Source organism: Nocardia pseudobrasiliensis NBRC 108224 (genome assembly GCF_001613105.1).
Taxonomy (GTDB): domain Bacteria; phylum Actinomycetota; class Actinomycetes; order Mycobacteriales; family Mycobacteriaceae; genus Nocardia; species Nocardia pseudobrasiliensis.
Map to the genome: position 1 here is coordinate 58,911 of NZ_BDBS01000012.1, position 13,803 is coordinate 72,713.

Annotated in this window: 9 protein-coding genes and 1 pseudogene; 3 read left to right on the forward strand and 7 right to left on the reverse strand. The window is 68.0% G+C overall.

Annotated features, from left to right (window positions below; translation table 11 throughout):
• Positions 1-210: 210 nt before the first annotated feature.
• The 4 genes from NP4_RS13150 to NP4_RS13165 form a co-directional block, all read right to left on the reverse strand.
• Positions 211-1,851, reverse strand: coding sequence for an acyl-CoA carboxylase subunit beta (locus NP4_RS13150; protein WP_067997148.1), 1,641 nt, complete (start codon positions 1,849-1,851; stop codon positions 211-213).
• A gap of 121 nt (positions 1,852-1,972) precedes the next feature.
• The gene (locus tag NP4_RS13155) at positions 1,973-3,172 is read right to left on the reverse strand and encodes a YncE family protein (protein WP_245998238.1); all 1,200 of its coding nucleotides are present in this window, start codon (positions 3,170-3,172) and stop codon (positions 1,973-1,975) included.
• A 210-nt stretch (positions 3,173-3,382) separates the two neighbouring features.
• On the reverse strand, positions 3,383-4,729 hold the full coding sequence (lat, locus tag NP4_RS13160) for an L-lysine 6-transaminase (RefSeq protein ID WP_082875823.1): 1,347 nt from the start codon (positions 4,727-4,729) through the stop codon (positions 3,383-3,385).
• 67 nt (positions 4,730-4,796) lie between these two features.
• A complete protein-coding gene (locus NP4_RS13165; protein ID WP_062504742.1) occupies positions 4,797-5,249 on the reverse strand; it encodes an Lrp/AsnC family transcriptional regulator in 453 nt (150 codons plus the stop codon).
• 87 nt (positions 5,250-5,336) lie between these two features.
• On the opposite strand from NP4_RS13165, the gene amaB reads away from it, so the two are divergent.
• Positions 5,337-6,866, forward strand: coding sequence for an L-piperidine-6-carboxylate dehydrogenase (amaB, locus tag NP4_RS13170; protein WP_067997425.1), 1,530 nt, complete (start codon positions 5,337-5,339; stop codon positions 6,864-6,866).
• An 18-nt stretch (positions 6,867-6,884) separates the two neighbouring features.
• Here the strand turns inward: amaB and NP4_RS13175 are convergent, their stop codons facing one another.
• Entirely contained in the window at positions 6,885-7,742 is an 858-nt protein-coding gene (locus tag NP4_RS13175; protein ID WP_067997151.1) for an SDR family NAD(P)-dependent oxidoreductase, read from the reverse strand.
• A complete protein-coding gene (locus NP4_RS13180; RefSeq protein WP_067997428.1) occupies positions 7,739-8,701 on the reverse strand; it encodes a patatin-like phospholipase family protein in 963 nt (320 codons plus the stop codon). Before NP4_RS13180 ends, NP4_RS13175 begins: the two co-directional genes overlap by 4 nt.
• Positions 8,702-8,769: 68 nt before the next feature.
• On the opposite strand from NP4_RS13180, the gene NP4_RS13185 reads away from it, so the two are divergent.
• The gene (locus NP4_RS13185) at positions 8,770-9,366 is read left to right on the forward strand and encodes a TetR/AcrR family transcriptional regulator (RefSeq protein WP_067997152.1); all 597 of its coding nucleotides are present in this window, start codon (positions 8,770-8,772) and stop codon (positions 9,364-9,366) included.
• Here NP4_RS13185 and NP4_RS13190 read toward each other — a convergent pair.
• On the reverse strand, positions 9,356-9,901 hold the full coding sequence (locus NP4_RS13190; protein WP_067997156.1) for a histidine phosphatase family protein: 546 nt from the start codon (positions 9,899-9,901) through the stop codon (positions 9,356-9,358). The genes NP4_RS13185 and NP4_RS13190 overlap by 11 nt on opposite strands.
• 117 nt (positions 9,902-10,018) lie before the next feature.
• Between NP4_RS13190 and NP4_RS39865 the strand changes: the two are divergent.
• Positions 10,019-13,729: pseudogene (locus NP4_RS39865) on the forward strand (ATP-dependent helicase); the annotation flags it as partial.
• Positions 13,730-13,803: the final 74 nt, after the last annotated feature.

A 13,803-nucleotide genomic window follows, 5' to 3' on the forward strand; every position in this document is an offset into this window, starting at 1 on the left:
AGCTCCTCCTGTTCCTGCGCCGGACCTCGGAAAAGTCCGGCGTTCACGGCCCACGGAAGGTGCCCGGGGATCCGTAAACAGTATTCGTTGCGGCGCTCGGCGGCGAACGCCCCTAATTCCATCTTCACCCGATCGGGTGATTCCCGCGCGGCCTGATGTGTGGAACGTCTCACATCGCAGTGTGCGCCGCGCACGGAACATATCGTCGGATCACAGCGGAATGTTGCCGTGCTTCTTCGGCGGCAGGCTGACCATTTTGCGCTCGAGCAGCCGCAATGCCGAAACGATCTGCCCGCGGGTATGGGAGGGTGGAATGACCGCGTCGACATATCCGCGCTCGGCCGCCACATACGGGTTGACCAGGGTGTCCTCATATTCGTTCTGCAGTTCCAACCGCAGCGCGTCGACATCGGAACCCTCGGCGGCGGCCTGCTGCAACTGCTTGCGGTAGACGAATCCGACCGCGCCCGAGGCGCCCATGACCGCGATCTGCGCGGTCGGCCAGGCCAGGTTCACATCGGCGCCCATATGCTTGGAGCCCATCACGTCGTAGGCGCCGCCGTAGGCCTTGCGGGTGATGATCGTGATCTTGCCGACCGTGGCCTCGCCGTAGGCGTAGAGCAGCTTCGCGCCGCGACGGATGATGCCGTTGTACTCCTGGCCGGTGCCCGGCAGGAAGCCCGGCACATCGACCAGCGTGATGATGGGGACATTGAAGGCGTCGCAGGTCCGCACGAAGCGGGCGGCCTTCTCCGAGGCGTCGATGTCCAGGCAGCCCGCGAACTGGGTCGGCTGATTGGCCACGATGCCGACGCTACGGCCGTCGATGCGCCCGAATCCGACGATGATGTTCATCGCCCGCTCGGCCTGCACCTCGAGGAATTCGTCGTCGTCGAGCAGGCGACGGATGACCTCGTGCATGTCGTAGGGCTGATTCGGCGAATCCGGGATCAGCGAGTCGAGCTCGAGATCCTCCTCGGTCAGCGACTCCTCGATCGCGCCCTCGACCGGATCGGTGGCCGGATAGCGCGGCGGCTCGGCGCGGTTGTTGCTCGGCAGGTAGCTCAGCAGATCCTTGACCCAGTCCAGCGCGTCCTGCTCGCCGGAGGCCACGTAGTGGGCCGTACCCGACTTGACCATGTGGGTGTGGGCGCCGCCCAACTCCTCCATGGTGACCTCTTCGCCGGTGACGGTCTTGATGACGTCGGGACCGGTGATGAACATCTGACTGGTCTCGTCGACCATGACGACGAAGTCGGTCAGCGCCGGGGAGTACACGTGCCCGCCCGCGGCCGCGCCCATGATGAGCGAGATCTGCGGGATCACGCCGGAGGCCTGGATATTGCGGTGGAAGATCTCGCCGTAGAGGCCGAGGGACACCACGCCCTCCTGGATCCGCGCACCGGCGCCCTCGTTGATACCGATCAGCGGACGGCCGGTCTTGAGCGCCAGATCCATGACCTTGACGATCTTCTCGCCGTACACCTCGCCGAGGCTGCCGCCGAATACGGTGGCGTCCTGGGAGAAGATGCAGACATCGCGGCCGTCGATGGTGCCGTACCCGGTCACCACACCGTCGCCCAGCGGCCGATTGTTCTCCAGCCCGAAGTTGACGCTGCGATGGCGGGCCAGTGCGTCCAGCTCCACGAACGAGCCCTCGTCCAGCAGTGCGAGGATCCGCTCCCGCGCGGTCAATTTGCCCTTGGCATGGACCTTGTCGACCGCGGCCTCACCCATCGGGTGCTTGGCCTCGTCCATGCGGTTGCGCAGATCGGCCAGCTTCCCTGCGGTGGTGTGGATGTCGGGGGAGCCCGCCGAACCCGGCTGCGGCTGCTGCTGGACACTCGTCATGCCCCGGAGTCTAACCAGTACCAGGCCCGCTGGAAATTCCAGCGGTATCTACCGACGAGTACCGCTATTGGCTACTCGCCAGTAGAAAACCCCTGGTGAAACCCGGTGAGCAGCAAGATTTTCAGCGCATTACGCCGGTATGTCCGGTGGAGTAGCGACCGGGTTGCGGCCATACCGTCAAACCGTGCGGACCACCGCCGACCGGTATGCGCGCCAACAGTTTCCAATCCACGATATCTACGGCGTAAACCTCACCGTTGTACCTGCCCGAAACCCAGAAGATCCTGCCGTCGGCGGAAATGTTGCCCATATCCGGACTGCCGCCGCCGGGGATCTCCCATTTGTGCACCAGCTTCTTCTCAGCGAAATCCCAGACCGACAGCGTGCCCTCACCGCGATTGGTGATGATCATCTGCGTGGAGTCACGGGTCACATACAGCCCGTGCGTACCCTTGCCGGTCGGGATGTAGCCGGTATCGGCGAAGGTCTTCGCGTCGAAGGTGTACATGCCGTCGGCCATCATATCGGCGACGTAGAAGGTCGAACCGTCCGGCGAGAGCTTCACATCCTGCGGCATCCCCGCACCGTGATGGCCCGGCGGCAGATCCACCATCCGCACCAGCCGCGCACCGGCGATGTCGAGCACCGCCATCCTGCCCGCGAATTCGCAACTGGCCATGGCGAATCGGCCGTCGGCGGTGAAATCCATATGATCGACGCCCGCGCAGTCGGGCACCGCGATCGCGTCGACCTTCTCCCAGGTGTGCGGGTCGTAGAGATCGATCGACTTGTCCGCCTCGGCGACCACCAGGGCGTAGCGGCCGTTGGGCGTGAAGTACATGTTGTAGGGATCGCGCACCGGCATCGGCTCACCCGGCTTGCCGGTGCGGGGATCGATCGGCAGCAGACTGCCGCTGCCGATCGGCAGATCATTGGTGACATACAGCGTCTGCATGTCGTAAGAGGGCACGACGTGCTGCGGCTCCTCGCCCCCGGCCGAATAGGTGTCGACCACTTCGAAGGTGGCCTGATCGATCACGGTGACCGAATTCGTTTTGCTATTGGGCACGTAAACGAGCGGCAAATGTTCGGCGACGGACGGGCTCAACTCACGGGTGCCCGCGTAGACATCGGTGGCCGACAGCGGCGGCGGCATACCGGGTAACAGATTCGCGGCGACCGGCTCGGGCGCGCCCGAGGAGGCGGCAACCGAGCCGGCGGCCGCCTCATGGTGCGACTTCGACGCCGGACCACCGCTCGCGCAACCGGTCAGGAGAATGGGAATGAGAACTACTGCGAGACGTGCGCGGCGCGCGCTCACGCGGCGCGTCCGCAAGGGGGATCACAGGGGCGCTTCGACATGGCAGCGATGTTAGGTGCGCCGCAACGACTTTCACAGCAACCGGAAGGCTATGTCACAGCGCTGTTGAAGCGGACAGTTCGGGTTCCGGCTCGATGACGAACCGGAACCCGGGACACTTCGGACGAAAGTGAACCCGACGCCCGCGAATGTCCGTTATCGCGAACTATCTCATTCGGAACGGCCGAGCACCCGATCGAGCGCCGCGACGGCCTCGTCGAGTTCTTCGGTGGTGACGGTCAGCGGCGGACGGAACCGCAGCCCACGCTCGCCGGTGCCCAGGATCAGCACCCGCTCGCGCTCGCGCAGTTCGGTGATCACCGCATCGCGCAGCCGCGCCGACTCCAGCGTGATCGCGCACATCAGCCCGCGACCGCGCGGCTCGGTCACCGCGACGTATTTGTCGGCCAGCTCCTCGAGCCGCGACACCAGATACTTGCCGAGTTCGGCTGTGCGCTGGACCAATTCGTCGCGCTCCAGCACCTCGAAGATCCGGCGGGCCCGAACCATATCGCCCAGGTTGCCACCCCAGGTGGAGTTCAGCCGCGAGCTCACCGCGAAGACGTTGTCACGTACCTCATCGATGCGACCGCCCGCCATGATTCCGCAGACCTGGGTCTTCTTACCGAAGGCCACGATATCGGGCTGCACGTCGAGCTGTTGATAGGCCCAGGCGGTGCCGGTGATACCGGCGCCGGTCTGCACCTCGTCGAGGACGAACAGCGCGTCGTGCTCGTGGCACAGTTCGCGCATGGCCTGCAGGAATTGCGGGCGCATATGCCGGTCGCCGCCCTCGCCCTGAATCGGCTCGGCGATGAAACAGGCTATGTCGTGGGGATTTTCGTCGAACGCGGCGCGGGCCTGGGCCAGCGTCCTGCGCTCGGCCTCCTCGATATCCACCCCGTCGGCCAGATAGGGGGTCTCGATGCGCGGCCAGTCGAACTTCGGAAACCGGACGATCTTGATCGAGTCGGTGTTGGTGAGCGACAACGTATAACCGCTGCGGCCGTGGAAGGCGCCCGTCAGATGCAGCACCTTGGTGCCGAGATCGGCTGGGCGGCCGTGCATTTCGTTGTGCCGACTCTTCCAGTCGAAGGCGGCCTTCAGCGCGTTCTCCACGGCCAGCGCACCGCCGTCGATGAAGAACAGGTGCGGCAGCGCCGGATCGCCGAGCACCCGCGCGAAGGTGTCGACGAAGCGGGCCATCTCCACGGTGTAGACGTCGGAGTTGCTGGGCTTGTTCATCGCCGCGGTCGCCAGTTCGGACCGGAACCGTTCGTCCTCGGTGAGGGCCGGGTGGTTCATACCCAGCGCCGAGGAGGCGAAGAAGCCGAACATGTCGAGGTAGGACGTGCCGTCACGGGCGTCGACCAGCCTCCGGCCGCGCGATCGGCGCAGGTCCAGGACTAGGTCGAAACCGTCGGCGAGGATGTTCGCTGACAGGATTTCGTGTACGCGGGAGGGGGTGACCAGCGTCGCGTCTGCAACTACCCCCGGGCGCTCCAGTTCGAGGGTCACACAAAGGACGATACGCAAATATTTACGTCTTCGCTACGGTTTCACCGGAAAATGTAACGGTCTGGTGTCACCTGTCGTAGAATGTCTGCAGGATGATGGTGCTGCGTGTCCGCACGTTGGCGGTCGCCCGGATCTCCTGCAACAGCGATTCGAGATGCCGCGGCGATGCCACCCGGACCAGGAGCATGTAGCTCTCGTCGCCCGCCACCGAGTGACATTCCTCGATGCCGGGAATGCGCTGGAGCAGGGCGGGAGCATCATCGGGTTGGGACGGGTCGAGAGGAGTGATGGCGACGAATGCCGACAGCAGTTGTCCCAGCGCCTCCGGATCGACCTTGGCCGTATAGCCCCGGATCACTCCGCGCGCCTCTAGCCGTCGAACCCTCGATTGCACTGCGGACACCGACAGGTTGGCCTTCTCGGCCAGGTTCGACAGCGTGGCGCGTCCGTCGCCCATCAGCTCTCGAATCAGAAGTCGATCGATATCGTCCAGAACAGCTTTTGTCGGTGCATCCGCCATCAGCGAAGGCTAACCCAGCGAATCGAACTCGTGGCCGGAACATGGCCTCGGGCCTCCCGAAGATGACCACCTCACATGGAGAAATGGATGACATCCGCACCGACCGCACCACTGACCGACGAACTGCGCGCCCGCGCCGAGCAACTGTTGCGCGAGCTCGGCGCCGAGCTGCCCGCGCCCGGGTCGCTGCCCGCGCGCACGCCGATCACCGGCGGCGAGCTGGCCACCCTGCGGCCGAGTTCGACCGAGGAGGTCGACGCCGCGATCGGCAAGGCCGCCAACGCCTTTCGCACCTGGCGCACGGTGCCCGCGCCGCAGCGCGCCGCGGTGGTCCGCCGGCTGGGCCAACTGCTGACCGAACACCTCGACCGGCTGGGTGAACTGGTCACCCTGGAGGCGGGCAAGATCGGCCCCGAGGCCCGGGGCGAGGTGCAGGAGATGATCGACATCTGCGAATTCGCGGTCGGGATGTCGCGTCAGCTGTACGGGTACACCATGCCCTCGGAGCGCCCGGGCCATCGGCTGATGGAGACGTGGCATCCGCTCGGGGTGGTCGCGGTGCTCTCGGCGTTCAACTTCCCGGTGGCCGTGTGGTCGTGGAATACCGCGCTGGCGCTGGTGTGCGGCGACACCGTGGTGTGGAAGCCGTCGGAGACCACGCCGCTGACCGCGCTGGCCTGCCACACCCTGCTGCGCCGGGCCGCGGTCGACGTCGGCGCCGATCCCGAGATCTCCCAATTGGTTCAGGGCGCGGCCGATGTGGGCGCGCAGCTGGTCGACGACGAGCGGGTGGCGCTGGTCAGCGCGACCGGTTCGGTGCGCATGGGCCAGACGGTCGCCCCGCGGGTGGCCGCGCGCTTCGGCCGCTGCCTGCTGGAGCTGGGCGGTAACAACGCCGCGATCATCACCCCTTCAGCCGATCTCGAATTGGCTACCCGCGGTGTGGTTTTCGCCGCCGCCGGTACCGCCGGTCAGCGCTGCACGACGCTGCGCCGGGTCATCGCGCACACCGATGTGGCCGACGCGCTGGTCGACCGCATCGAGAAGGCGTATCGCCAGCTGGCCGTGGGCAATCCGCTCGACGACGGCGTCCTGGTCGGCCCGCTGATCAACGAGCGCGCCTACAACGCCATGCAGAACGCGATCGCCCGCGCCATCGCCGAGGGCGGCGAATTGGTCTGCGGCGGTGAGCGAGTCGAGGCGGGCGGCCCCGACGCCTTCTACGTTCGCCCCGCCATCGTCCGCATGCCCGCCCAGACCGAGGTCGTCCGCGAGGAGACCTTCGCCCCCATCCTCTACATCCTCACCTACTCCGACCTCGATACCGCCATCGAACTGCACAACGGTGTCCCCCAGGGCCTCTCGTCGGCCATCTTCACCACCGACCAGCGCGAGGCCGAACGCTTCCTGGCCGCCGACGGCTCGGACTGCGGCATCGCCAACGTCAACATCGGCACCTCCGGCGCGGAGATCGGCGGCGCGTTCGGTGGCGAGAAGCAGACCGGCGGCGGACGCGAATCGGGCTCGGATTCGTGGAAGGCGTATATGCGCCGGGCTACGAATACGGTGAACTATTCGTCGGAATTGCCGCTGGCGCAGGGGATTCAATTCGGATAAGAGAGAGTCGAGACGGCGTCACAGGCCCGGATCCGATTCAGTACTGATGGCTCGGACCTGGGCCTCGTAGGCCGCGCGGGTTTTCTCGTCGGTGGGGTGGAGGGCTCGGTTGCCGTCGATCAGGCGGCGTACCAGGCGGACCGCGGGTTCGGGGGCCGCGGCGAGGGCCAGATCGATGGGGTTGAGGTAGCCGGGGACGGCGCTTTCGGCGCGGCGGGTGTGGCAGGTCTTCAGGATGGCGGCGGCCACATCCTCCGGTTCGACCGTGGGCATGCCGTGGCCGAGGGCCAGGCCCGAGGACAGCCGGGTGCGCACCGCGGAGGGCAGCACACAGCTGACGCTCACGCCGTGTTCGGCGAATTCCAGTCGCGTGGCCGCCGAAAGGCCCACGGCAGCGAACTTGCTCGCGTTGTAGACCGCGAGGCCCGGAATCGGGACCTTACCCGCGAGCGAGGCGACATTGACCACATGTCCGCGACCGCGTTCGATCATCTGGGGCACGACCGCGCGCATACCGTGGATCAGACCCCACACATTCACATCGATCGTGGTGTGCCCCACCGCGTCCGGCTCTGCCAGGAACGCGCCCGCGGGCATCACCCCGGCGTTGTTGACCAGGATGTCGACCCGCCCCAGATCGGCCACGACCTTGTCCCACTGATCGCGCGTGCGCACATCGAGTTCGAATGCCCGCCCGCTCAGCGTCCCCGCCACTGCCTGCGCCGCCGCGATATCGACATCGGCGATGGCGACCTCGGCCCCGTTGCGCGCGAACAGTTCCGCCGTGGCCTGCCCGATCCCCCGCCCGCCGCCGGTGATCAATACCCGCGCACCCGCCACTTCGATCGCCGGATAGCCGCTTCCGAATACACTCATGCGAAGACTCCCTGTTCCACCGCGCGGCGGATGCTGCGCAGACTGTGTTCGAACGTGTCGAGACGGCGTCGGCCGTCCATGAAATTCGGTCCCATGATCGCGAGATCCGCCGCGGTGGCGTCGATTCGCAGCACCTTGGTGCCGGTGCTTCGCAGCCGCGCGATCTCGCTGTCGAGCTGTGCGCTCATCCGATTCCGCAACTGCCGCTCCAGGAAGTGCCCGAGCCCGGTCGCCCGCAACCGCCCGGTCGAGGCCATCGGAGCCAGCACCACCAATTCGTCCAGCGCGGCCGATTCCAGCAGATCCACCGAGGCCGTCGACGCCGCGCCTCCGTCGATATAGCGACGTCCCTCGATCGTCACCGGCGGAAACCACCCCGGCACCGCCCACGAGGCCCGCAGTGCCGCACCGAGATTCGCGGCGGGTGCGTCCGGCGATCCGAACGCGACCCGCCGACCCGTCGCATAGTCCATGGCCACCAGCCAGGTCGCGGGATGCTCCACCCACTCCCGGCCGGGCGCGAGCCCCTCGGCCAGCCGCTGCAACCACCCCGCGTCACCACCGCCCTCGGGCAGCAATCCGCTTCCCGCGGTGAGCAACCGCTGTCCGGACCGAATACCGCCGGAGGTCAGGGTGCGCACGGCCTGTCCGGGCGCGCCGAGTCGCGGCCGCGGCAATGGCGGAAACCGGCCGGGCTCATCGCGCACATGCCGCAGCAGCACCGCGTCGGTGACCGTGCCGCGCTGCATCGCGATCAGCTCGTCGACCCCGACTCCACTGCCGAGCATGCTCACCAGCTCCGCCCCGGCCGACGTGCCGATCAGCACGTCGGCCGTACGCGGATCCCAGTCCAGCGCCTCGCGCACCGCGGCCAGCGCCGCGACGATCCACGCCCCTCCAACCGTGCCGCCGCAGCCGATCGCCAGCCCGCGCCGGATGGCCCCATTGCCGTTACTCATGGTTTCGCACACTAGCAGCATTGAGATACCGGCGGTATCCGGAATCTATTCGTACATAGAATTCCCTCATGGCACGACTGACCCGGACCGAAAGTCAGGCTCGCACCCGCGCGGAACTCCTCGACACCGCGCGGGACCTGTTCCTGTCCGAGGGCTACGCCCGCACCAGCTTGGAGCGGGTCGCCGAGGAAGCCGGATACTCCAAGGGCGCGGTCTACTCCAACTTCCGCACCAAATCGCAGCTGTGCCTCGAGGTGCTGGCACTGATCCACGAGACCAAATTCGGCGAGGTGACCGAACTGGTCCAGGCCGCCGGGACGCTGGACGAACGCCTGCAGCGGCTGGAGGGCTGGGCCGAACGCACCCTCGGCGACGTCGGCTGGACCATGTTGGAATTCGAATTCGCCATCGTCGCCCGCGACGATCCGGACCTGCAGACCGAACTGATCTCGAGTCTGTCCCTCGTGCGCGGCATGGTCGCCGCCCAACTGCAGACCCTCGCAGACGATCTCGGCGTGACCCTGCCGCTGCCCGCCGACGACGCGGCCACGATGGTGCTCAGCGCGGGCCTCGGACTCGGCATTCAGCGGGCGGTCGATCCCTCGCTGTCGGCTCGGCTGATCACCGAGGCGGTGCGCCTGCTGGTGCGCTCGGCTATGTCCTGAAGTGCAGCGTCCATTCCCCGCGATAGTGCAGCCGGGTAATGCTCATCGGCGGAATGTCGATGCGCCAGAACGATTTCGCGGGCGCGTCGAGGGTGACCAGCAGCGCCGCCCGAATCACCGCGGGATGGGTGACCGCGATGGTCGGCACGCCCTGTCCGGCAATATCGTCGAGCCACTCGCGGGTGCGGTCGACCACATCGGTCACCGCCTCGCCCCCGTGACCGCGAAATGTCGGATCGGTCAGCCACGCATACAACTCGTCCTGCGGCACCGACATCAACTCCCCGCCGCGCCAGGCGCCCGCATCCAGATCACGCAGCCGGTCGTCCTCCTCGCCGAGCAGACCAAGCAGCGCCGCGGTTTCCACGGCCCGTCGTTCCGGTGCGGTCAGAACGCGGGCCGCGTGTAATCGCCCCGCGGCGGCCACCGCCCGGCGGCCCGCCTCGGTCAGCGGCTCGTCGACCGGGAATCTGGCTTTGCGCATCGCTTCGGTCATACCGTGACTGACTAGGTCGATTCGGAGGACCTTCTGCACGGTTGGAAGCGTACGGGGCGCGATGGCGGCGCGGGCCACGATTGCCGAGCCTTCGCTCCAGCGGGCGGCACGGCCGACCGAAGCATACTTGTCGGACCCCCGAGGCAGACTGTTGACATGGACCGGTTCTCCCGCCCCACTCGCGAGTGGTTCGACGGCGCCTTCGACGCGCCGACGGCCGCTCAACTGGGCGCGTGGCAGGCCATTTCGGCCGGTGAACACACCCTGGTCGTCGCGCCGACCGGTTCGGGCAAGACACTGTCGGCCTTCCTGTGGGCCATCGACCGACTGGCCACCCGGGAACCGACCGACGGACCGCGCCGCACCTCGGTGCTCTACATCTCCCCGCTCAAGGCCCTGGCCGTGGATGTGGAACGCAATCTGCGAGCGCCGCTGGTCGGCATCACCCAGACGGCCAAACGGCTGGGCCTGGCCGCACCCGAGGTCACCGTCGGCGTGCGCTCGGGCGATACCAGCGCGACCGCGCGACGCTCCATGCAGCGCACCCCGCCCGACATCCTGATCACCACGCCGGAATCGCTGTTCCTCATGCTCACCTCCGCGGCGCGCGAAACCCTCAGCGAGGTGCGAACGGTGATCGTCGACGAGGTGCACGCCATCGCGGGCTCCAAACGCGGTGCCCACCTGGCCCTTTCACTGGCCCGCCTGGATCTGCTGACCGAACGCCCGGCCCAGCGTATCGGCCTGTCGGCGACGGTACGACCACCGGAGGAGGTGGGCCGGTTCCTGGTGGGCGCGGCCCCGATCAGCATCGTCTCCCCGCCCGCGCCGAAGACCTTCGATCTGTCGGTGCGGGTCCCGGTCGCCGATATGACCGAACCGGGCGACTCCGACGATCAACCCGGTTCGATCTGGCCCCATGTCGATTCCGCGATCGTCGATCTGGTGCTGGCGCATCACTCCTCGATCGTCTTCGCGAATTCGCGACGGCTGGCCGAGCGCCTGACCGCCCGCCTCAACGAGGCCTATACCGCGCGCCTGGGCGATCCGGTCGAGACCGAACACGGCCCGCCCGCTCAACTGGGACCGTCCACCGAGGTCACCCACGGCGCCGAACAGTTGCTGGCCCGCGCCCACCACGGTTCGGTGAGCAAGGAGCAGCGCGCGCTGATCGAGGACGATCTCAAGAGCGGGCGGCTGCGCTGTGTGGTGGCCACCAGCAGCCTGGAGCTCGGAATCGATATGGGCGCGGTCGATCTGGTGGTTCAGGTGGAGGCGCCGCCCTCGGTCGCCAGCGGCCTGCAGCGGGTCGGTCGGGCCGGACATCAGGTGGGCGAGGTGTCGCGGGGCGTCATCTTCCCCAAACATCGCACCGATGTCGTGCACTGCGCGGTGGCCTCGATGCGCATGACGGCCGGGCAGATCGAGCAGCTGAGCGTCCCGGCGCATCCGCTGGACATCCTCGCCCAGCAGACCGTCGCCGCCTGCGCGCTCGAACCCATCGATGTCGACACCTGGTTCGAAACCGTGCGCGGCACCGGCAGTTACGCCACCCTGCCCCGCTCGGCCTACGAATCGGTCCTGGACCTGCTGGCGGGGCGCTACCCTTCCGACGAATTCGCCGAACTGCGCCCGCGCGTGGTCTGGGACCGCGACGCGGGCACCCTCACCGGCCGCCCCGGCGCCCAGCGGTTGGCCGTCACCTCCGGCGGCGCGATACCCGACCGCGGTCTGTTCCCGGTCTTCATGGTCGGCGAGAAGGCTTCTCGCGTCGGCGAACTCGACGAGGAGATGGTCTACGAATCCCGCGTGGGCGACGTCTTCGCCCTCGGCGCCACCAGCTGGCGCATCGAGGAGATAACCCACGACCGCGTCCTGGTGTCCCCCGCCTTCGGCCTCCCTGGCCGACTACCGTTCTGGCACGGCGATTCTCTGGGCCGCCCCGCCGAATTGGGCGCGGCGCTGGGCGAATTCATCCGCACGGCCGGACAGGCGGTCGAGCGAGCCCCGTCCGCCCGAGTGGACGCCCTGGCCCATACCGCCGCCGCCCCGCCGAGCCCCCGATCCACCGACGGATCCGACGTCGCCGGGAGCGCGACCGGTTCCGGGAAACGTGCGCGGAGTGCGCCGCCTACCGGCGAGACGCGCGGGCGATCGGGCGCCGGTAAGCGCGGGGCCGAGCTCGACGAGTTGGAACGGCTGGTGCACGCGGCCGGGCTGGATGATTTCGCGACGGCGAATCTGGTTGCGCTGCTGCGTGATCAGCAGCAGGCGACCGGGCATCTGCCGACCGATCGGACGCTGGTGGTGGAGCGGTTCCGCGACGAGCTGGGCGATTGGCGGCTGGTGCTGCATTCGCCGTACGGATTGCCGGTGCACGCGCCGTGGGCGCTCGCGATCGGCGCGCGATTGCGGGAGCAGTTCGGGGTGGATGCCGCCCCGACCGCCTCCGACGACGGCATCGTGGTCCGCCTACCCGACACCACCGACGATCCGCCGGGCGCGGAACTGTTCGTCTTCGACTCCGACGAGATCGACGACCTCGTGACCGAACAGGTCGGTGCGTCGGCCCTGTTCGCCTCCCGGTTCCGCGAATGCGCGGCGCGAGCGCTGCTGCTGCCCCGCCGCGATCCGGGTCGGCGCGCACCGCTGTGGCAGCAGCGGCAGCGGGCGGCCCAATTACTCGATGTGGCAAGGAAATTCCCCGACTTCCCGATCCTGCTGGAGACGGTGCGCGAATGTCTGCAGGACGTCTACGACCTGCCCGCGCTGCGGCGACTGCTCGGTGAGGTCGCGCGGCGCAAGCTGCGGTTGGTGGCGGTGGAGACCGCCACCCCGTCGCCGTTCGCCAACGCGCTGCTGTTCGACTACATCGGACAGTTCATGTACGAGGGCGACAGCCCGCTGGCCGAGCGCCGCGCGGCCGCGCTGTCACTGGATTCGAGTCTGCTCGCCGAACTGCTCGGCCGGGTGGAGCTGCGTGAACTGCTCGACGCGGCCGTTCTCGAACAGACCGAGCGGGAGTTGCAGCGGCTCACCCCCGAACGCCACGCCCGCGATCTGGAGGGTCTGGCCGATCTCCTGCGATTACTCGGCCCGCTCACCCCGGCCGAGGCCGCGCTGCGCTGCACCGACGATCCCGGGCCCTGGTTCGAACAGCTGTCGAAAACCCGTCGTGCCCTGGAGGTCTCCTTCGCCGGTGCGCGCTGGTGGGTCGCCGTGGAGGATGCCGCGCGGCTGCGCGACGCCCTCGGGGTACCGCTGCCGATCGGCACCCCGACGGCGTTCATCGAACCGGTCGCCGATCCACTCGGCGATCTGATCGGCCGCTACGCCCGCACCCACGGCCCGTTCACCCTCGAGGCCGTCGCCCGCCGCCTCGGTATCGGAACGGCCGTGGCCGCCACCGCATTACATCGGCTGGCCGCCGAGAAACGCGTCGTCGAGGGCGAATTCACCCCCGGCTCGGCAGGCGCCGAATGGTGCGACAGCCAGATCCTGCGCCGCCTGCGCCGCCGCTCCCTGGCCGCGGCCCGCAAGGAGGTCGAACCGGTCCCCACCGCCGCCTTCGCCCGCTTCCTCCCCGCCTGGCAGCATGTCGACACCGGCGACCTGCGCGGCGTCGACGGTGTGGCCGCGGTCGTGGAACAGCTTGCGGGCGTTCCCATCCCCGCCTCGGCCTGGGAATCGCTCATCCTGCCCGCCCGCGTCCGCGACTACTCCCCCGCCATGCTCGACGAGCTCATGGCCACCGGCGAGGTCGTGTGGTCCGGCCACGGCTCCATCACCGCCAAGGACGGCTGGATCGCCCTGCACCCCGCCGACCAACTCCCCCTGACCCTCCCGCCCCCGGACGATATCGACCTGACCGAAACCCAAAGCCAGCTGTTGCTGTCGCTGGGGGCGACGCTGATCCCGACGTCCACCGGATCCCCCAGGGC

What these genes read in the sequence shown, in the direction of transcription:
- NP4_RS13165 (WP_062504742.1), bottom strand. Translation starts at nt 5,249, where the DNA reads ATGGCGGATGCACCGACAAAAGCTGTTCTGGACGATATCGATCGACTT.
- NP4_RS13175 (WP_067997151.1), bottom strand. Translation starts at nt 7,742, where the DNA reads ATGAGTGTATTCGGAAGCGGCTATCCGGCGATCGAAGTGGCGGGTGCG.
- NP4_RS13180 (WP_067997428.1), bottom strand. Translation starts at nt 8,701, where the DNA reads ATGAGTAACGGCAATGGGGCCATCCGGCGCGGGCTGGCGATCGGCTGC.
- amaB (WP_067997425.1), top strand. Translation starts at nt 5,337, where the DNA reads ATGACATCCGCACCGACCGCACCACTGACCGACGAACTGCGCGCCCGC.
- NP4_RS13150 (WP_067997148.1), bottom strand. Translation starts at nt 1,851, where the DNA reads ATGACGAGTGTCCAGCAGCAGCCGCAGCCGGGTTCGGCGGGCTCCCCC.
- NP4_RS13185 (WP_067997152.1), top strand. Translation starts at nt 8,770, where the DNA reads ATGGCACGACTGACCCGGACCGAAAGTCAGGCTCGCACCCGCGCGGAA.